Annotated in this window: 17 protein-coding genes; 11 read left to right on the top strand and 6 right to left on the bottom strand. The window is 56.1% G+C overall.

Annotated elements, in window-relative coordinates; genetic code table 11:
- Positions 1 to 51: 51 nt before the first annotated feature.
- Positions 52 to 2,775, bottom strand: a complete 2,724-nt coding sequence (locus tag KCG39_RS25770; RefSeq protein ID WP_004130228.1) for a cation-transporting P-type ATPase — start codon at positions 2,773 to 2,775, stop codon at positions 52 to 54.
- Positions 2,776 to 3,267: 492 nt separating this feature from the next.
- On the opposite strand from KCG39_RS25770, the gene KCG39_RS25765 reads away from it, so the two are divergent.
- Positions 3,268 to 3,516, top strand: a complete 249-nt coding sequence (locus KCG39_RS25765) for a DUF1158 domain-containing protein (protein ID WP_004848573.1) — start codon at positions 3,268 to 3,270, stop codon at positions 3,514 to 3,516.
- Here the strand turns inward: KCG39_RS25765 and KCG39_RS25760 are convergent.
- Positions 3,445 to 5,067 (bottom strand): alpha/beta hydrolase-fold protein, encoded by a 1,623-nt coding sequence (locus KCG39_RS25760; RefSeq protein WP_142467832.1) that lies wholly within the window; start codon positions 5,065 to 5,067, stop codon positions 3,445 to 3,447. The two genes, KCG39_RS25765 and KCG39_RS25760, sit on opposite strands and share 72 nt — an antisense overlap.
- A 153-nt stretch (positions 5,068 to 5,220) precedes the next feature.
- On the opposite strand from KCG39_RS25760, the gene KCG39_RS25755 reads away from it, so the two are divergent.
- A complete protein-coding gene (locus KCG39_RS25755) occupies positions 5,221 to 7,365 on the top strand; it encodes a TonB-dependent siderophore receptor (protein WP_004130223.1) in 2,145 nt (714 codons plus the stop codon).
- A 36-nt stretch (positions 7,366 to 7,401) separates the two neighbouring features.
- On the opposite strand, the gene KCG39_RS25750 is transcribed toward KCG39_RS25755, so the two are convergent.
- Both KCG39_RS25750 and KCG39_RS25745 read right to left on the bottom strand, forming a co-directional pair.
- Positions 7,402 to 7,743 (bottom strand): RamA family antibiotic efflux transcriptional regulator, encoded by a 342-nt coding sequence (locus KCG39_RS25750; protein ID WP_004130221.1) that lies wholly within the window; start codon positions 7,741 to 7,743, stop codon positions 7,402 to 7,404.
- A gap of 32 nt (positions 7,744 to 7,775) precedes the next feature.
- Positions 7,776 to 8,876 carry an MBL fold metallo-hydrolase gene (locus tag KCG39_RS25745; protein WP_142467833.1) on the bottom strand — a complete coding sequence of 367 codons (1,101 nt, stop codon included), beginning with the start codon at positions 8,874 to 8,876 and terminating at the stop codon, positions 7,776 to 7,778.
- Positions 8,877 to 9,066: 190 nt separating this feature from the next.
- On the opposite strand from KCG39_RS25745, the gene KCG39_RS25740 reads away from it, so the two are divergent.
- From KCG39_RS25740 to nfsB, 3 genes are all read left to right on the top strand, one after another.
- On the top strand, positions 9,067 to 9,648 hold the full coding sequence (locus tag KCG39_RS25740; RefSeq protein ID WP_004130217.1) for a TetR/AcrR family transcriptional regulator: 582 nt from the start codon (positions 9,067 to 9,069) through the stop codon (positions 9,646 to 9,648).
- Positions 9,648 to 10,016, top strand: coding sequence for an MmcQ/YjbR family DNA-binding protein (locus KCG39_RS25735; RefSeq protein ID WP_049113529.1), 369 nt, complete (start codon positions 9,648 to 9,650; stop codon positions 10,014 to 10,016). The genes KCG39_RS25740 and KCG39_RS25735 overlap by 1 nt, the downstream gene beginning before the upstream one ends.
- Positions 10,017 to 10,134: 118 nt before the next feature.
- Complete coding sequence (gene nfsB / locus KCG39_RS25730) at positions 10,135 to 10,788, top strand: oxygen-insensitive NAD(P)H nitroreductase (RefSeq protein WP_087828701.1); 654 nt, start codon at positions 10,135 to 10,137, stop codon at positions 10,786 to 10,788.
- A 281-nt stretch (positions 10,789 to 11,069) separates the two neighbouring features.
- Here the strand turns inward: nfsB and KCG39_RS25725 are convergent, their stop codons facing one another.
- Entirely contained in the window at positions 11,070 to 11,936 is an 867-nt protein-coding gene (locus tag KCG39_RS25725; RefSeq protein WP_087828702.1) for a helix-turn-helix transcriptional regulator, read from the bottom strand.
- Between the two features lie 109 nt (positions 11,937 to 12,045).
- Here KCG39_RS25725 and KCG39_RS25720 point away from each other — a divergent pair, with 109 nt between their 5' ends.
- Together KCG39_RS25720 and KCG39_RS25715 are read left to right on the top strand one after the other, a co-directional pair.
- On the top strand, positions 12,046 to 13,473 hold the full coding sequence (locus tag KCG39_RS25720; protein ID WP_004130201.1) for an MFS transporter: 1,428 nt from the start codon (positions 12,046 to 12,048) through the stop codon (positions 13,471 to 13,473).
- Positions 13,474 to 13,549: 76 nt separating this feature from the next.
- A complete protein-coding gene (locus tag KCG39_RS25715) occupies positions 13,550 to 14,794 on the top strand; it encodes a mechanosensitive ion channel family protein (protein ID WP_049114716.1) in 1,245 nt (414 codons plus the stop codon).
- A gap of 5 nt (positions 14,795 to 14,799) precedes the next feature.
- Here the strand turns inward: KCG39_RS25715 and KCG39_RS25710 are convergent, their stop codons facing one another.
- A complete protein-coding gene (locus tag KCG39_RS25710; RefSeq protein ID WP_004130197.1) occupies positions 14,800 to 15,780 on the bottom strand; it encodes a LacI family DNA-binding transcriptional regulator in 981 nt (326 codons plus the stop codon).
- Positions 15,781 to 15,991: 211 nt separating this feature from the next.
- Between KCG39_RS25710 and KCG39_RS25705 the strand changes: the two genes are divergently transcribed.
- From KCG39_RS25705 to KCG39_RS25690, 4 genes are all read left to right on the top strand, one after another.
- Positions 15,992 to 16,390, top strand: a complete 399-nt coding sequence (locus tag KCG39_RS25705) for an NUDIX hydrolase (protein ID WP_032742261.1) — start codon at positions 15,992 to 15,994, stop codon at positions 16,388 to 16,390.
- A 677-nt stretch (positions 16,391 to 17,067) separates the two neighbouring features.
- Positions 17,068 to 17,685 carry a LuxR C-terminal-related transcriptional regulator gene (locus KCG39_RS25700; protein ID WP_004130192.1) on the top strand — a complete coding sequence of 206 codons (618 nt, stop codon included), beginning with the start codon at positions 17,068 to 17,070 and terminating at the stop codon, positions 17,683 to 17,685.
- A gap of 70 nt (positions 17,686 to 17,755) precedes the next feature.
- Entirely contained in the window at positions 17,756 to 18,334 is a 579-nt protein-coding gene (gene ecpA, locus KCG39_RS25695; RefSeq protein WP_004130190.1) for a common pilus major fimbrillin subunit EcpA, read from the top strand.
- A 64-nt stretch (positions 18,335 to 18,398) separates the two neighbouring features.
- Positions 18,399 to 19,076: an EcpB family pilus assembly chaperone gene (locus KCG39_RS25690; protein ID WP_087828704.1), complete on the top strand. Its 678-nt coding sequence runs from the start codon at positions 18,399 to 18,401 to the stop codon at positions 19,074 to 19,076.
- Positions 19,077 to 19,081: the final 5 nt, after the last annotated feature.

The following is a 19,081-nucleotide window of genomic DNA, read 5'->3' as shown; positions in this document are numbered from 1 at the left end:
ATGCGGCGTCCCTTCCCCGCAGGAGAAGGGACGCCGGGCGAGTCAGTCACGCTACGCGGTTTTACGGAAACGACGGGTCAGGCGCTTCTCAACTTCCACCACCAGGAACATCGCGATACCGATGACCAGCGTAATGAACCAGTAGCGCAGCGGCAGCCCTTCGGTGCCAAACATCGTCTGCATCACCGGTACGTAGATGATGGCCAGCTGCATCAGCAGCAGCACGCCGCTCACCAGCCAGATGCCTTTGTTGCGCAGGAGCCCCATGTTGAGCGAGAAGCTGTCGCTGCTGCGGCAGTTAATCATGTACACCCACTGTGCGGTAACCAGCATCTGCAGCAGGACTGTACGAATAAACTCCGGGCTGTGGCCGCGCGGTGCCAGCCAGGCTTCAAGAATAAAGGCAGCCACGGCAATCATCGTGCCGACGAAGGCGACGCGCCAGACGGCGAAGGCGTCCATAACGTGCTGGCCGGTTTTACGCGGCGGGCGGTTCATGGCGTTGCGCTCGGCGGCTTCAAACGCGAGGCCGAAGGAGAGCGTGGCGGAGGTGGCCATGTTCATCCACAGAATCAGCACCGGCGTCAGCGGAATGATATTCCCCGCCAGCAGGGCGATAATAATCAGCAGCCCCTGCGCCAGGTTGGTCGGCATGATGAACAGAATGGTCTTCTTCAGGTTGTCGTAGACCCGACGCCCCTCTTTTACCGAACTGGCGATGGTGGCAAAGTTGTCGTCGGTGAGGACCATGTCGGCGGCCTCTTTGGTCACCTCGGTGCCTTTAATCCCCATAGCGATCCCGACGTCGGCCTGGCGCAGCGCCGGGGCGTCGTTGACGCCGTCGCCGGTCATGCCAACCACTTCACCGTTATCCTGCAGCGCTTTCACCAGGCGCAGCTTGTGCTCCGGGCTGGTACGGGCAAAGATATCGTACTCAACGGCGGCTTTCGCCAGCTCGGCGTCGTCCATGTGCTCCAGCTGATAGCCGGTCATCGCCTGGCGGCTGTTGGTGATCCCCAGCATCTGGCCAATGCTCATCGCCGTCTGCGGGTGGTCGCCGGTAATCATCTTCACGCGGATCCCCGCGTTCTGGCAGGCGTGGATAGCGTCAATCGCTTCCGGACGCGGCGGGTCCATCATTCCGGCAATGCCGAGGAACACCAGACCTTCGCGCAGATCGTCGTGGGTCAGCGTGGTGCTGCCGACGTTCGCCGGTTTGTAGGCGGCGGCGACCATACGCAGGCCCTGACGGGCAAAGCGCGCCATCTCCTCTTCCCAGTACTGCGGCTCGAACGGCACCGCCCCCTGCTTGCTCAACTGCTGGCGGCACAGGGCAAAAATCACGTCCGGCGCGCCGGTAATCAGCACCTGCTCGACGTCGCCCATTTTCTGGTGGGTCGCCATGTACTTATACTGCGAGTCGAACGGTATCTTCGCCACCAGGCGGGCATCGACGGGCGCAAGCTGCGCTTTCGCCGCCAGCACCTTCAGCGCGCCTTCGGTCGGCCCGCCGGTAATGCCCCACAGGCCGCGCTCGTCCTGAATCATCTGGCTGTCGTTACACAGGTCGATGGTGCGCAAATAGGTTTCCAGCACGCTGCCCGCTTTAATCTGCACCGGCTCGTTACTGCCTTCCAGGCAGATGTTACCCTGAGGCTCGTAGCTGTCGCCCTCGACGCGGTAGCAGCAGTCGGCGGTGATGATCGCTTTGACGGTCATCTCGTTCATCGTCAGGGTGCCGGTTTTATCCGAGCACACCACGGTCATGGCGCCCAGGGTTTCCACCGTCGGCAGCTTGCGGATAATCGCCCGCTGACGCGCCATCGCCTGTACACCCAGAGAGAGAATAATCGAGATAATCGCCGGTAAGCCTTCCGGCACGGCGGCCACCGCCAGGCTAATCAGGGAGAGCAGCAGCTCGCCGAGAGGAATGTCGCGCAGCGCGAGGCTGAAGACGAACAGCGCGGCCATCATCGCCAGGATGATAACGAAAATCGCTTTACCGAGCTTATCCATCTGCACCAGCAGCGGCGTGCGGTGCTTCTCAATGCCCGCCATCATCTGGTTGATGTGGCCGAGCTCGGTCTCCTGACCGGTTGCGGTCACCACGCCAACGCCGCCGCCGGCGCTGATGGTTGTGCCGGAGAAGAGCATATTGGTGCGGTCGCCCAGCGGCAGTTCGCCTTCCAGCGCGTCGGTGGTTTTATCCACCACCGTCGACTCGCCGGTCAGAATCGCCTCTTCGACCCGCAGATTATGGCTCTCAATCAGGCGCATATCGGCAGGCACGCGGTCACCTGCGCGCAGTATCACGATATCGCCCGGCACCAGGTCGCGGGTCGGGATGGTTTCATGCTTGCCGCCGCGCTGCACGCGCGCGTCGCTGGAGAGCATATTGCGGATGCCCTGCAGCGATTTTTCGGCGTTGCTCTCCTGGATATGACCGATCAGGGCGTTGATTACCGTGACGCCAAGGATGACGAGCGTATCGACCCAGTGGCCCATGACCGCGGTGAGCGCGGCAGCGGCCAGCAGGACAAAAATCAGGACGTCGTTAAAGTGGGCAAGGAAGCGCAGCCAGGCCGGCTTGCCTTTTTTCTCCGGCAAGGCGTTGGGGCCGAAGGTCTTCAAACGCTCGGCGGCCTCGGCGGCGCTGAGGCCGTTGGCATGGCTTTTATTCTGCGCCAGCACCGCATCAACCGTCTGCTGATATGCGCGGCGTGGCGCAGCATCCCCTGATGGGGTGGTATTATTAGTTTTGATCGTTTTGGTCAAAATATATCTCCCTTAAAATTCCGTGAGGCGGAAAGCCTGGAATCATTCCGGGCCAATGAGAAAAATTTTAAACAGCGGAGATAATTTAAGCTTGCGCAATATTTAATCTCTCGCAAATACAAAATTTGTGGTAAGTTAATTCTATAAATCAACTATTGCAGAATATTAATAAACCAAAACTAAACGAGGTCTACTATGTTTGGAATCTACCGCGGACGCCGTCTGGTACTGTACATCCTGCTGGCTATTATCATCGCTACTTTGGTGGGATATAGCACCTATACTTTTGTAAAAGCGCTGGCATAATAATGACGTTAATTTACATTGCAATGTAATTAACTTAATCACAAATATTACCAAAATAATTAACAAGAGAATAATTGAGGACGTTTAAATATAATATCCAATGCGTATTATGATTACGTACGAAACGATATTGCATTAATTCTCTTTTTACCGGACAATATGTTTTTAACTGATGATTAACAAATAATGAAACATCCGCTAGAAACGCTCCTCAGTGCCGCCGGCATTCTGCTGCTGGCTTTGCTCTCCTGCCTGCTGCTGCCGGCGCCCTCTCTGGGCCTGACGCTGGCGCAAAAGCTGGTTGCGACATTCCATCTGATGGATCTCAACCAGCTTTATACCCTGATCTTTTGCCTGTGGTTTTTAGCGCTGGGTGCGGTTGAATATCTGCTGCTGCGCTGGGTCTGGCGTCGCTGGTTTTCCCTTGAACGCTAAGCCAGCCAGGTCGCGCATGCCGCTGACCAGCGCTTCGCACCACGCGGCGTAATCGTGGCCGCTGGATGAGGGATGGAAGCTCACCGTATACCCCTTCTCTTTTAGCACCCGCTCAAATTCAAGCGTATTGGCATAAATGCCGCCGTCCGGCCCGCTGGTTTCGAATTTCCCCGCCTGCAGCCAGAAGCGCACCGGATAGCGCGGCGACTGCTGGTACTGGCGGGTCAGCCAGCTGGCCTCCTCCCCTTGCGGTGCCCACCAGTATGACCCGGACAGGCTTAATACGTTGCCAAACTGTCGCGGATAGCGCAGCGCTACCCAGGATGCGGCTAGCCCGCCGTAGCTGGAGCCGGCGACCACGGTTTTTTGCCGGCTCAGGCTGAGTCCCTGACGACGCAGCCACGGCAGCAGCTCATGGGCCATAAAATCGGCAAAGTGCGGATTTGGCGGCAGCTCCTTCGCCCGTCGCGAATGATCGAGACTATCGATAAACACCACGTTGATCGGCGGTAGCCGATGGCTGGCGATCAGGGCATCCAGCACGTTGGCGAGGCGGTACTCGTGCTGGTAAGTTTTGCCGTCAAAGAGCAGTAGGGTCCAGCGCGCGGGCTGCGGCAACCGCGGGCGATAAATCAGCACTTCCCGCGTATTTTGCAGAAAGTCGCTGCGCAGCTGATGGCGGGTTAAGACTCCGTAGCGTAGCGGCTGCGCCATACGCTGGGCGGTGCAAAAACGCGCGGCGTTGAGGGCCAGCAGAGAGTGGCGATTCCAGCGGTCGTGGGCGGCATTGATACTGTTCGGGTTGAGAGGGTCAGCCTGGGCGCTGACCAGAATTGCCCGCCGCTGTTCCCGCGCGCTGCCGTTTACCTGCGGCACGTCCGGGGCCAGCTTATACTGCATGAGGGTATCGGCGGGCACCACGTAGCTGCGAAACCAGACGTCAGAATCCCCGAGGCGAAACAGCGGATCGTGATCCCCCGCCGGCGAACCCAGAATAAACACGTTGCGGCTCGCCCCGCGCCACAGGAAAGTTACCCGCTTATGGCCGGCGTCCACCGGTTCCACCATTGGCGTCCCTTCCCGCTCGCGCTCCTGCCAGAAATGCGTCGTTGAACCTCCCGCCGCCAGTTCACGCTTTAGCCGCTGCAGGCGCGGGCTGACCGGATCCAGCGGCTGAATTTTGGCCAGCGCGGTGGTTTCCCGCATCTGCCACTGAAAGCGCCAGCGCGCCCCCTCTTCGCCGTGCAGCACCAGCGAGGAGGCGCGGTTTACCGGCAGAGAAAATAGCAGGGTTTGCTCGCCGTCCGCCGGACCGCCCGCCAGCAGCGTGCGCAGACGGCGGTTATTGTCATCCAGCAGTCGGGCATCGGTGACGCCGGAGAGGGTCGCCGCGACGTAGTTCTCGCCCAATGTCGGCAGGTCAAAACAGACCTCGCCGCTGGCGTCGAATTTCCCCTGTAGTTCACCCTGTAACGAGGGAGATTCGCAGTTCATTGCCGCCGCCGGTAGGGTACTCATGCCAATCAGCAGGCCGCTCCACGCCGTCTTCATTAGCCGATAGTTCCTTGTAAGAATTTGTTAATAACGCTAATGCAAACAATAACTATTTGCAATAACATTAACGCCGTTAATGTTAGCCGCCGGTCGATTCCCCTCGACGCGGGCGTTTTTTGATGGCGATTCAACCAAGGATAAAAAATAAACATGTTTAAATATAATAAGATAAAAGCTTTCTGGGCCGCGGGCGTGGCGGCATCTCTGTTTGGCGGGCCGGCGCTGGCGGCGGAGGAAACGATCGTCGTCACCGCCGCCAGCGGCGAGGATCCCACCGCGCCGCTGAAGGGAATAGTGGCAACAAAAACGCTGTCGGCAACAAAGACCGCCGCGGAAATCGTCAAAACGCCGCAGTCGGTATCGGTGGTCACCCGCGATCAAATGCGGGCGTTGGACGTTACCTCGGTTTCACAGGCGCTGCGCTATAGCGCGGGCGTTTTTACCGAATACCGCGGTTCATCTAACCGCAACGACGAGGTATTCGTACGCGGTTTCAGCTACGTGCCCAAATTCCTTGATGGCCTGAGCTATGGTGCCACCGCCTCGTCGCAAACCGGCACTTTCGATCCGTGGCTGCTGGAGCGCGTCGAACTGGTGCGCGGCCCGGCCTCGGTGCTGTTTGGGCAGGTCAACCCCGGCGGGCTGATTAGCATGACCAGCAAACGCCCGACCAGCCAGCCGATTCATGAGGTGCAGTTCCGTACCGGTAATAACCATCTCGCCGAAGGCGCTTTCGACATTGGCGGTCCGCTGAGCGATGACGGCCACCTGCTCTATCGCCTGAACGGGATCGCCCGCACCCAGAATAACCAGATCGATGACTATAAAGAGACGCGGATGGCTATCGCTCCCGCCCTCACCTGGTATCCTAATGACGCCACGCGCTTTACCCTGTTAACCAGCTATCAGAAAGATCCGGATGCCGGCTACCGTAACTTCCTGCCGCGTTACGGTACCGTGGAAAGCGTCGACGGCAGCTATATTCCGCGCGATTTTAACGTCAGCGATCCCAACTACAACCAGTCGTGGCGTGAACAAACGATGATTGGCTATGAATTTGAGCACCAGCTCAACGATACCTTGACTCTGCGCCAGAACGCCCGTTACGCCACCATTAAACAGAAGTATCGCTACCTGGTTTATTCCACCAGCGCCGCCAACAGCTCGGTACTCTCCCGCCGCGCCCAGCATGAACAGCGCCAGACCGATGAGTTTGGCATCGATAACCAGCTTGAAGCGCAGTTCGCCAGCGGTCAGGTGGCGCATACGGTGATTGGCGGTGTGGATTACAAAACCAGTAAGGATAAGCAGTATCTTGGTCGGGCCGGCGGCTCGCAGTACGATATCGACTGGCGCAGCCCGACCTACGGGGTTAACGTCGATGAAAGCGCCTTCAGTCCCGCCACTAATGAACAGCAAAATCTCGACCAGGCTGGGGTGTATGTTCAGGATCAGCTGAGCTGGCGAAACTGGGAACTGTTAGTTTCCGGGCGCTACGACTGGGCGGAAGTACGCACCACCGATTTTACCGACGCCAGCAGCACCCAGCAGAATGATAATAAGTTCACCTGGCGCACCGGCCTGCTGTACGCCTTTGATTCCGGTCTTTCCCCCTATATCAGCTACAGCACCTCCTTCGAACCTAACCTGCAAACCAACCGCGCGCCGGGCGTCGGACCGTTCGATCCCAGCGAAGGCAAACAGGTTGAGGTGGGTCTGAAATACCAGCCTAACCCAAACGCGTTAATGACCCTCGCGCTGTACGATTTGACGCAAAGCAACGTCGCGACCTACAACAGCGCGGCCGGGTGGTTTGAGAACAGCGGTAAAGTGCGCTCAAAAGGCGTTGAAGCCGAAGCGCACGCGACGGTCTTCGATAACCTCAATCTGATCGCGTCTTACACCTACACCGACGCGGAAACCGTCAATACCACTGTCGTCGGTACCGAAGGGAAAACGCCGGCACGCATTCCGACCCATATGGCTTCGGCGTTCACCAGCTATACCCTGCCGGACGGCGCGTTAAAAAGCCTGACCGCGGGCGTTGGCGTACGCTATATCGGCACCAGCTACGGCGATGCGAAAAACACGTTTAAGGTACCAGCAGTGGATCTGTACGACGCCATGGTCAGCTATGAGTTAGGCGAGCTGAATTCAAGCCTGAAAGGGGCGAAAGTACAGTTCAACGTCAACAATCTCGCCAATACCAAATACGTGGCCTCCTGCGCCAGCGATAGCGCCTGCTTCTACGGCATTGGCCGGACGGTGACGGCGACAGTAAACTACGCCTGGTAAGAAAAACGTCCGCCGGTCTTCCCCCGGCGGACGTTTTCAGTGCGCGCGGCTGTGATTTTCTTTACGGTAGGCGCCCGGCGGCAGGTTAAACGTGCGGGTGAAGATGCGGGTAAAGGTTTGCTGCGAGTCAAAACCGTATTTCAGGCAAATATCGTAGACCCGCTGATCGGTATCGCGCAGATCGCGCGCCGCCAGCAGCAGCTTACGCTCGCGGATATAGCGCCCCAGACTCTCCCCTTTATACTGTAAAAACAGTCGTTGCAAATGCCACTTCGAATAACCGGCGTGGCGCGCAATATCGTCAATACGTAGCGGCTGATGCAAATTATCATCAATCCACTCGACGATTGTATCAATGACCTGAGCGGAAATAGTCATATGTCCTCTCTCCTCCTGAACCACTCTCATCGTTAGCGCCACCAGGCGTTAAATGATTGCGTTTTATCGGCGACCCAAACCGGCTCACCCAACATTGGCGTCAGCAGTCGCCACGGTCGCCCTGTGCTGGCCTCCGCCAGCCTTTTGTACGGATCGTCCCATGTGTGTTTTGCCAGCACGAAGCGCCCGGCGTGACCCGGCAGCACCGCGCGTGCATGAACATCGTCAGCGGCTTGCGCCGTCTCTTCCGGCATCATGTGGATGTACTTCCAGTCCTGGTCATACTGACCGTTTTCCATGATCGCCAAATCCACTTCGCCAAACTGTTCGCCGATGGCTTTAAAGTGCGGTCCGTAACCGCTGTCGCCGCTGTAGTAAATTTTCTGCTGCGGGGTAACGAACATAAAGCTGGCCCACAGGGTCTGGTTGCGCTTGAGGCCGCGGCCGGAAAAGTGGCGCGCGGGCAGGACGTGTACCGTCAGCTCATCGCTCACCTGCACCGACTGATTCCAGTCCGCCTCGCTGATTATCGCGCTCTCCATTCCCCAGTAGCGCAGGTGCGACCCCACGCCCAGTGGCGTCACCACGCGCCTGACCTTCGGCATTAGAGCTTTGATGGTGGCGTAATCGAGGTGGTCGTAATGATCGTGCGAGATAATCAGCAGGTCGATATCCGGCATGCCCTCAGCGTGCCACGGGTAATCCCCGGCGAAGGCCTTATTAATAAACGAGAACGGCGCGGCATAGTTGCTAAATACGGGATCAATCAGGATGCGTTTGCCCGCCAGCTGCAGATACCAGGAGGAGTGACCGAGCCAGACCATCACGTCCTGCCCTGACGGCAAGCCCGCCAGATCGGTGTTCACCAGCGGCAGCGGCTGTGCAGGTCTGGCATTTTCACGTTTGGCGACCAGAAACTCCCACCACGCGGCCAGCATATTTTTTTGCCCGGTAAAGCCAGGCGTCGGAAGCTGATTGTGAAACTGACCGTCGTGATAGTGCGGCGACTGCTCCACCAGGCTGAGCTGCGCGCCCTGCGGCGCCTGACCAAATCCGGCATTTAACACAAACGGCAAAGTTGTTGCTGACGCTAATAACATGATGGCGACCACGCTGAAAGTGACACAGTTCATATCCTGACCTGGCGAAATCCTCCTTCCTGGAGGTTTTTGTTATAAGGCTTGATTATGAGTGAGTAAGCACTCATTATTAGGAAGAAGCTGAAAGTCGTCAAGACGATTTTCAAATTTTGACAGACAGCGTTGCAGTGCCCATGTCAGGCATGCTTAGATCGTGGTTTTATCATGTGTGAGGTAAAGTGTAGTGGCTCGTCCTAAGAGTGAAGATAAAAAGCAAGCGTTACTGGAGGCCGCAACCGCCGCCTTTGCCCAATCGGGAATCGCCGCCTCAACTTCCGCCATCGCCCGCAGCGCCGGGGTTGCCGAGGGTACGCTGTTTCGCTACTTTGCCACCAAGGACGATCTGCTCAACGAGCTTTATCTGACTATAAAAGCAGACCTGGTTAAGACAATGATCGCGGGTCTCAATCCGAACGAGACCGAGTCGAAAGAGAACACGCGCAATATCTGGAACAGCTATATCGGCTGGGGCGTGCGTAATCCCATGGAGCATAAAGCGATTCGCCGGATGGCGCTGAGTGAAAGGATCACCGACGAAACCCGCAACCGCGTCAAAGAGATGTTTCCCGAGCTCAATGAACTGTGCCAGCGTTCCATCAAGCCCGTTTTTCAATCCGAAGAATACCGCACCTTTGGCGATGCGCTGTTTCTTTCGCTGGCCGAAACCACCATTGAATACGCCTGCCACGAGCCGGAACGCGCCGTGCGTTTTGTCGAACTCGGCTTTGAAGCCATGTGGCAGGCGCTTGCCGAGGACAATAGCTGATGGACCCCCGCTCGCTGCATGACCACGCGCATCGTATCGCGCTGGAGCTTCCCTTTACCGAGCACTGCTGGCCGTTTGGCCCGGAGTACGATGTGTTTAAAATCGGCGGGCGGATTTTTATGCTGACCGCGACGGTTCGCGGCCGCGCGCTGGTCAACCTGAAGTGCGATCCGCAGAAATCGCTGCTTCATCAGGCGATTTACCGCAGCATTGAGCCCGGCTATCACATGAACAAAAAGCACTGGATCACCGTGGTTCCCGGCGAAGATATTAGCGTAGATCTGCTGGCGGAACTGATCGATGATTCGTGGAACCTGATCGTCGATAAACTCAGCAAAAAAGAGCAGCAGCGGCTGCGCCCGCGGTGATTTTCAGCGCTGCGCGATAAGTGTTATCGCATTTTTGCCCCTTATCTTTTTTCCGTCATCGCTGTACTCTTCCTTCACGAAACGCACCCGCAAGGGGTTGTAAACAGTGAGGAAGAGTATGGATATCGTATCGGTTGCCTTAAAGCGCTACTCCACCAAGGCCTTTGACGCCACTAAAAAGCTAACTGACGAGCAGGCGGAAAACCTGAAAACGCTGCTGCAGTACAGCCCGTCAAGCACCAACTCCCAGCCGTGGCACTTTATCGTTGCCAGCAGCGATGAAGGCAAAGCGCGCGTCGCCAAAGCGGCGAGTGGCACCTACGTGTTTAACGAACGTAAAATTCTTGATGCCTCCCACGTGGTGGTTTTCTGCGCCAAAACCGCAATGGACGACGCCTGGCTTGAGCGCGTGGTCGATCAGGAAGAGGCCGATGGCCGCTTTGCGAACGCCGAAGCCAAAGCCGCGAACCACAAAGGTCGTACCTTCTTTGCCGATATGCACCGCAAAGAGCTGCACGACGACGATCAGTGGATGGCGAAGCAGGTTTATCTCAACGTCGGCAATTTCCTGCTGGGCGTCGCGGCCATGGGTCTGGACGCCGTGCCGATTGAAGGCGTCGACTTCGCGATTCTCGATGCCGAATTCGACCTGAAAGCCCAGGGTTACACCAGCCTGGTGGTGGTGCCGGTCGGCCATCATAGCGTCGAAGACTTCAACGCGACGCTGCCGAAATCACGCCTGCCGCAGGCGACGACCATTACCGAGATTTAATTCTCTGGTTTTTTTTACGTCAGGATAATCCCCGGATTGCAGCCGTCGCCTTATCCGGGCTACAAAATTACACACTGTGGGAACCCGTAGCCCGGGTAAGGCGCGTCAAGCGCCGCCCCGGGGATAGCCCGCAGTATTTTGTAGCCAGCATCCCCCCACCTTAGCTACCGCTCTCGCGTGCCAGATGCGCTTCGCATAGCGGCCAATGACCGCCAGGCGTTGAGCGTACGCTGAATAATGCGCTGCTCTTTTCAGGCTATGTTCATAAGCATTCCCTGTCGTTAATGTTTATCCAGCCACGCCAGCGCCTGCTCGCCTGTTTCATCCATCGGCAAATAGACCAGCAGGCGCGAGCCGTTGCGCGGGGCCGAGTACCAGTACATCTGCTGCAGGCTGAAGCGTCCGAGCTGCGGATGATTAAAGTTTTTCACCTGATTTTCCACCCCGCGCACCTCATAGCGCTGATGCCAAAGCGCCTCGAACTCCGCCGACGCGGCGAAAAAGCGCGCCAGCTTATTTTCCCACAGCGGATCGCCGCGGTGCTCCGCCATCGCCGCGCGGAAATAGGAGACAAACGTCGCCAGCACGTCACGATTCTCGATACGGCTGCGCCAGGTTTCATTGGTCAGGTACAGATAAATGCAGTTGCGATCTTCCTCCGGGATGGTGGCGAAATCGATGCCCATCAGGCGGCAGAAGCTGTCGTTCCAGGCCACAATATCAAAGCCGGGATTCTGAATACTGGCGGGCTGCGGCATCAGGCTATCGAGCATCCGCCGGGTGCCGGGGCTGATACCTTCGCATACCGTCACCTGAGTGGCCTCAGGCGGGGTCAGCCCGGCCAGCACAAACAGATGCCGGGTCTCAAGCGGGCTGCACTGCAGCGCATTCGCCACCCCTACCAGCACCGCCGCTGACGGATTGACCTCCCGCCCCTGCTCCAGCCAGGTGTACCAGGTGACGCCGACGTCCGCCAGCATCGCCACCTCTTCCCGCCGCAGGCCCGGCGTGCGCCGCCGGCCAACGCGGGGCAACCCCAGGCGCTGCGGGTCGAGGCTCTCGCGGCGGGCGCGCAGAAACGCCCCCAGCTGTTTGCGGCCATCATCGGGTGCGGCGATGGTCAATTCACGTTGCGGCATGGTCGTCATAAAACCTCCAGCATGGTAGTACCAATACCAGTATAGACAGGAACTGGTACCCGTTTAATTTATCGGTGATGCTACGGCTATCCGCTGAATGACGCAATGGAGAGATCCGATGAATTCGTCTGCTGTTTCACCCGGCCGCGCCGGTTTATTCCTTCTGTTGACCGGCCAGATGCTGCCGCTGATCGATACCTCGATCGCCAACGTCGCGCTGGACTCCATTACCCAATCGCTTAACGCCAGCGCCACTCAGCTTGAGCTGATCGTCGCGCTGTACGGCGTCGCCTTTGCCGTCTGCCTGGCGATGGGCAGCAAGCTTGGCGATAACTATGGCCGCCGTCGTCTGTTTATGTGGGGCGTGGCGATGTTTGGCGTCGCCTCCCTGCTGTGCGGAATGGCGAACTCCATCAATACGCTGCTGGCGGCGCGCGCGGTGCAAGGGGCCGGTGCGGCGCTGATCGTGCCGCAAATCCTCGCTACCTTGCATGTCACCCTGAAAGGCACCGCCCACGCCCGGGCCATCAGCCTGTACGGCGGCATTGGCGGTATCGCCTTTATTGTCGGTCAGATGGGCGGCGGCTGGCTGGTGTCGGCGGATATCGCCGGTTTAGGCTGGCGCAACGCCTTCTTTATTAACGTGCCGATCTGCCTGCTGGTGCTGGCCTTCAGTCCGCGATACGTCCCGGAGACCCGGCGCGAAGCGCATTCGCGCATCGACTGGCAGGGCACCTTTAGCCTTGCGCTGATCCTCTGCTGCCTGCTGTTCCCGATGGCGTTGGGGCCGGAACTGCACTGGCCGTGGACGCTGCAGCTGATGCTGGCTGCGGTGCTGCCTCTGCTGGTCTGGATGCGGGCCAGCGCGCTGAGCAAACAGCAGCGCGGCGAGCAGCCGCTCTTACCGCCTCGCCTGCTGAAGCTCACCAGCATTCGCTTTGGCATGGCCATCGCCCTGCTCTTTTTCAGCGCCTGGTCCGCGTTCATGTTCTGCATGGCGCTGACCATGCAGGCCGGTCTGGGGATGGCGCCGTGGCAGTCCGGCAACAGCTTTATCGCCCTCGGTGTGGCCTACTTCGTCTCCGCGCTGTACGCGCCGAAACTGATAGCCCGCTACAGCATGGGACGCATTTTGCTGATCGGTCTGGCGGTGCAGATTGTCGGCCTGCTGCTGTTGAGCGCGACCTTTTATCGTCTCGGTGTCCACACCACCACCCTGGCGCTGGTCCCGTCTACGGCGCTTATCGGCTATGGGCAGGCCCTGATCGTCAATAGTTTTTACCGTATTGGGATGCGCGATATCAGCGCCTGCGACGCCGGGGCCGGGAGCGCGATTCTCAGCACTCTGCAACAGGCGACGCTGGGTCTGGGTCCGGCGATTCTCGGGTCGCTATTCTTAGCCCTCGCCCAGCGCAGCGGCGGTGACTATCCACGGGCGCTGATCGATTTCCTCGCGGTGGAAGTGGTGATGATGCTGGTACTGGGCGCCATCGCGCTGTGGCTACGCCATCACCTTAACGTCCGTCCGGCGGTAGCGACCTCATAATCACATTCGCGTAACCTGCTATTTGCATAATAGACATCCAGCGGTCATCATAACCGCTGGATGTAAAGGAGACGTTATGCAGGAATTAATATCGCAAATCGCCGCATTAGGCATCAAAATTACCCCCACCACCTCACTCATTATTATTTTCGGCATTATTTTTCTGACGGCGATTGTCGTTCACCTTATTCTGCACAAAGTGGTGCTGCGCACCTTCGAAAAGCGGGCGCAGGCCAGTAGTCACCTGTGGCTGCAAATTATTACGCAGAACAAACTGTTTCATCGTCTGGCCTTCACCCTGCAGGGGATTATCGTCAACGTGCAGGCGGTGTTGTGGCTGCAAAAAGGCAGCGAGGCTGCGGAAATCCTCACCACCTGCGCCCAGCTGTGGGTGATGATCTACGCGATGCTGTCCTTCTTCTCGCTGCTGGACGTGGTGTTCAATTTATCGCAGAAATTCGCCACCGCTTCTCAGCTGCCGCTTAAAGGCATATTTCAGGGGATTAAGCTGGTCTGCGCGATTATTGTCGGCATTCTGGTGATCTCCTTACTGATTGGCCAGTCGCCGGCGATTCTGATTAGCGGGCTCGGCGCGATGGCCGCGGTACTGATGCTGGTATTCAAAGACCCGATTCTCGGCCTGGTCGCTGGGATCCAGCTCTCCGCCAACGATATGCTCAAACTCGGCGACTGGCTGGAGATGCCGAAATATGGCGCCGACGGCGCGGTTATCGACATTGGGCTGACCACGGTGAAGGTGCGCAACTGGGATAATACCATCACCACGATTCCCACCTGGTCGCTGGTTTCCGACTCGTTTAAAAACTGGAGCGGCATGTCGGCATCCGGCGGTCGCCGGATTAAGCGCAGCCTGAATATCGATACCACCAGCATTCATTTTCTCGATGAACAGGAGCAGCAGCGCTTAATTCAGGCCAGACTGCTGAAGCCGTATATGGATTCTCGTCATCAGGAAATCAGCCTGTGGAACCAGCAGAACGCCGCCGATCAATCGATATTGAATCAGCGCAAGATGACCAATATCGGCACCTTCCGCGCCTATTTGCAGGAATATTTGCGGAATCATCCACGCATCCGCAAAGATATGACGCTAATGGTGCGCCAGCTGGCCCCGGACGCCAGCGGCCTGCCGATTGAGATTTACTGCTTCACCAACACCGTGGTGTGGGCGGAATATGAAAGCATCCAGGCGGATATATTCGATCACGTCTATGCCGTGGTTGACGAATTCGGCCTGCGGATCCATCAGTCCCCCACCGGCAACGATATTCGTTCGCTGGCGGGCGCGTTTACTCAGTAATATCCTCAGGTACTGGCGCGGGAAATGACGCGCCAGTCCATCATCACCCGCTCAACGGCGGCGTCAGGATTATCGATTCTCTTCATTAATAGCGTCACCGCCGTGCGGCCAATCTCGCGCGAAGGCTGTTCCACGGTGGTCAGCTGCGGCGATACCACTTCGGCCAGTTCGGTGCCATCAAAACCGACCACCGCGATATCTTCCGGCACCCGCAGCCCGGCCTGAGCGATAGCCCGCAACGCGCCCGCCGCCAGCGAATCGGAGACGGCAAACACCGCGTCCGGCTGCTCTTCCTGCGCCAGCAGCGTCTCCATCGCCTGTTTACCGGCGGCGGCGCTCAGATCGCTGGCGTAGGTGACCTGTTGATACGCCAGTTCGCGAACGTGCAGTACGCTTTTATAGCCGCGCTCGCGCAGGCGCGAGTAGCGATAGCTGAGATCGTGGTTGATTAAAGCAATGCGTTTACGCCCGGCGTCAACCAGCCGGGAAACGGCGCCCTGCGCCGCGTCGACGTCGTTGATGCCGACGCAGGAGATGCTGCCGTTATCGGCGTATTCCGCGCACTGAACCCAGGGCGCGTCGCCGATCATGGTGGTGAGTTCCGGCAGGCTGGAGAGCGCGTTCATCGTAATGATGCCGTCGACCATTTTGCCGGAGAGCAGCTGCAGACCCGAGGTTGAACGGGCTAAATCCGAACCTGAATTACACAGCAGGATCCGGTAGCCGTTCTTTTCCGCCTCTTCTTCAATGCCCTTGACCACCTCGGCGCAAAAGGGGTTGGCGATATTCGAAACCATCACCAGAATCATATTGCTGCGGGCCGTTCGCAGCTGGCGGGCCAGCAGATTAGGCTGGTAGTTACTCTCTTTGATCGCCTGCAGCACACGTTCGCGATTCTTCGCTTTAACGGTATCGCTGTTATTCAGTACCCGCGATACCGTCGCCACCGAGACGCCCGCCAGGCGAGCGATTTTCTGAATTGACATAGAGGCTGCACTTCCCGCATAGACGTTATATTTCGCAGGCTATCATAAATGAGCCCCGTCCGCGCCGTCAGCAGGTTTTGCAAGAATCGACGGGATTGATTAGCACGCTAAGGTCGCTATCATGATAGCGTCGGCGTTGTTTCGCGAGAGGCGAAACGTACGCTGGCCGTTGAACGTCATCGGCATATAACTGGGGTATCTCTTGAACACAATAAAAAATATTAACATCGCAGCGGCAATGATCACCGACGGTCAAGGACGCTGTCTCTTAGTACGCAAACGAGGGACGGAGTACTTTATGCAACCCGGTGGAAAGCCTGAAATCGGGGAGGTCCCGGAAGCAGCGTTGATCCGCGAGCTCGAAGAGGAGCTCAACTTCCTCGTCTCACCTGAAGAACTGGTCCCGGTAGGCCGCTTCACCGATACCGCGGCAAACGAGCCGGGCCATACGGTCTCAGCGGATATCTTTCAAATAGCAACCAACAGAGCGAGCTTTACACCAACGGCAGAAATAGAAGAAGTTATCTGGTATACGCCGGGCCAGGATCGGCATATTAAGCTTGCTCCTCTTACCGAGAATCACCTGCTTCCTCTGCTGAAAGGGGCGTAAGCGCCCGGGGCGCATCGAAAGTATGGCCTCATTTGCCTGCAAGTCAAAATCCAGGGTGCCGTCGTTCCGGTGGCGTAGCGGCGGCTTGCAGGCAGAGCCAGTTCAGGCTGAAGCGCCCCACTTCCACGAGATCAGTTGCCCGCATCTCCTGTTAAGATTTAGCACATCCTTCTGATTCGCTCCTCTTCAAATGCCGACGCGTTTAGTTCTTAAAACGCCCTCTTTTGTACACCAGATCATATTTGGCCAGACAATCCTATCCCCCATAATCCAAAACATCGCAACTTTCCCTTACGAAAAACATGCCATTACAGAATAAACACCACGAAATAAAACAAAATAAAAACACAAAATTAACAAACAACGATGCGATAGCATTTTTTTTGACCTTTTGTGCTGTTTTTTTTTAACCAATTCTCCCCCATTCAGCGAGAAAATTCCTGGTCATCATGGATAATTCTTAAAGAGCGATCGACATAAAATTCTGCACCTTAAGATTTTTCTTATTCATAATAGTAAGTTAGTCTAGATTCAGGCAATTTTTGACATTAAGAATTTACACATTTCTCATCTATATAACTCTTCAGAAATTAAAGTTGTCACATTTATTAACTAGCCATAATATAGCCACATCATTGAACGATAGGATGATGCAATATAGGGAAATAAATCGACATATGGCTCCTCAGAAATATGAGAAGGTATACTGCATTAGCTGTCAGTATCAATGCGAAATCTATCCACGACCTACGATTAAATCGATTAACTGCATTGAAACTCACTATTGCGTATGGCCCGATAAAAACATCTACTTAAAAAATGGTGTGCATTGTTTTTTAATTAGCAAGCACTACAACTTCTCTAATTCTGGATTTATTTTTGTTGATTTTTCTCGCTACAACATCAGATTATTCACCAATGAAAAATGGATTGAATATCTGATTAAAACAGGGTTGCGGATAGTTTTGATTGCCGACAGATTAGCACAGCCGCTGGCGCTGTACTGGAAACACCGCTGTCAGCAGATAATTTCGATTATCAACACCAGCGATACCCGAGACGAGATTGAAAAGAAAATACAGCTTTCGTTTCTCGGTCAAAGAGATGGACGAGGTTACCGTCAAAAACTCAGCGACCAGGAAGTGTTGGTTCTCGATCTTTTACTTGCCGAGAAGTCGGTTAAAGAGATAGCAAAAGAATTGCAAATGGCAGAAAAGAGAATTTACGCAATCAAGCTCAGCTTGCAGAATAAGATGGGAGGCAGAGGGAAGTTAAACATTATTCTATCTGGATAAAGTCATTATCAGTATTTGTAGCAATAACTCCATAAATGGAACTAACTTAATTATTCTCAGGAAATTTAAAATGAAAAAAATCGTATTAGCGGGTGTTGTGGCTGCGGCTCTTATCTCTTCCAACGCAATGGCTAACGTGACTACTTCCGCCACTGCAAGCTGGGATGCTAGCGCAACGAAAGACACCACCAGCGCGCTGGTTGTCACTCCGCTGAAATCCCTGAACTTCCAGTACGCTGAAGGGATTAAAGCGTTTAACTCCCAGAAAGGCGCTTTTGATATCACTATCCAGGGCCAGTCTGGCGCGACTGACTTCACGCTGACCTCTCAGATCGTCAGCAACACCCTGAGCCGTACCACTGACGCCTCTACTCTGGCCGTTGGTGTGAGCTGGAACGGCAACGCGCTGAACAAAACCACCCCGGTAACGATGATTGATACCGCCAACAACATCTCCGCGGGTCTGGATGCGCTGGCTGTCGCGACCGCCTTCGCAGGCGCCGATCGCGTCAGCACTCAGGGTAACTTCGATTTCACTATCGACTCCGCGACTTCTGACGGCAGCACCGCCGCTGAGTTCAAAGATTTAACCGACGGTTACTGGAGCGGCGACGTTCGCGTTCAGTTCAACGCGGAATGGACTATCTAATCAGGTGTAGCCAACACCTGTCCGGTATGACAAGGAGGCTTCGGCCTCCTTATAAGGATGCGCCATGAAACTGAATCCATTATTACTCTCTCTCTTTTTATTCACCGTGACGCCCTCCTCCCATGCCATTAATGTCGGGGACGTCACCTCTATAATGAGGCCGGATGCCTCGACTCTGGCAAAAGAAATCATTAATACCACCGATACGGCGCGTTACGTTAGCGTCAGCGTGGAGCGTATCTCATCGCCTATGGCCGGCGGCAAGGTTATCCCGATGGCGAGCAGATCGGAATTATTATCAACACCAGCCAGTCTGATATTACCCGGAAATGCTAAAGAGAACTTTCGTTTTTTTTACAAAGGACCTCAGGATAACCAGGAACGTTATTATCGCATATCCTGGACCGATGAGCCGGTGACCGAGTTTGAAGCCAGTAAAAAGAAAAAACAGGGCGAGGCAACGACCTCTGCCATTATTGGTACGATTCTGGTGGTCGCGCCGCGTGAAGAAAGATTTGACTATCGTCGCGATAATGACACGGTAACCAATACCGGTAACGCTTCATTCCGCGTTATCTCCTACGGGCCCTGTCGCGATAAAGCGAAGGATGAGGGGCAAGGCTGCCGTGAACGCTATTATGTCATGCCTGGTGTTAGCGTAAGAATAAAGCATACCGATCTCACCAACAAAAAAACGCGAATTGGAATATGGCACGGTGAGCAATATATAAATGTAAACTGAGTAAC

The sequence above is a fragment of the Klebsiella pasteurii genome, from assembly GCF_018139045.1.
In the GTDB taxonomy this organism is placed as follows: Bacteria; Pseudomonadota; Gammaproteobacteria; order Enterobacterales; family Enterobacteriaceae; genus Klebsiella; species Klebsiella grimontii.
This window is presented reverse-complemented; position numbering and strand designations above follow the sequence as displayed.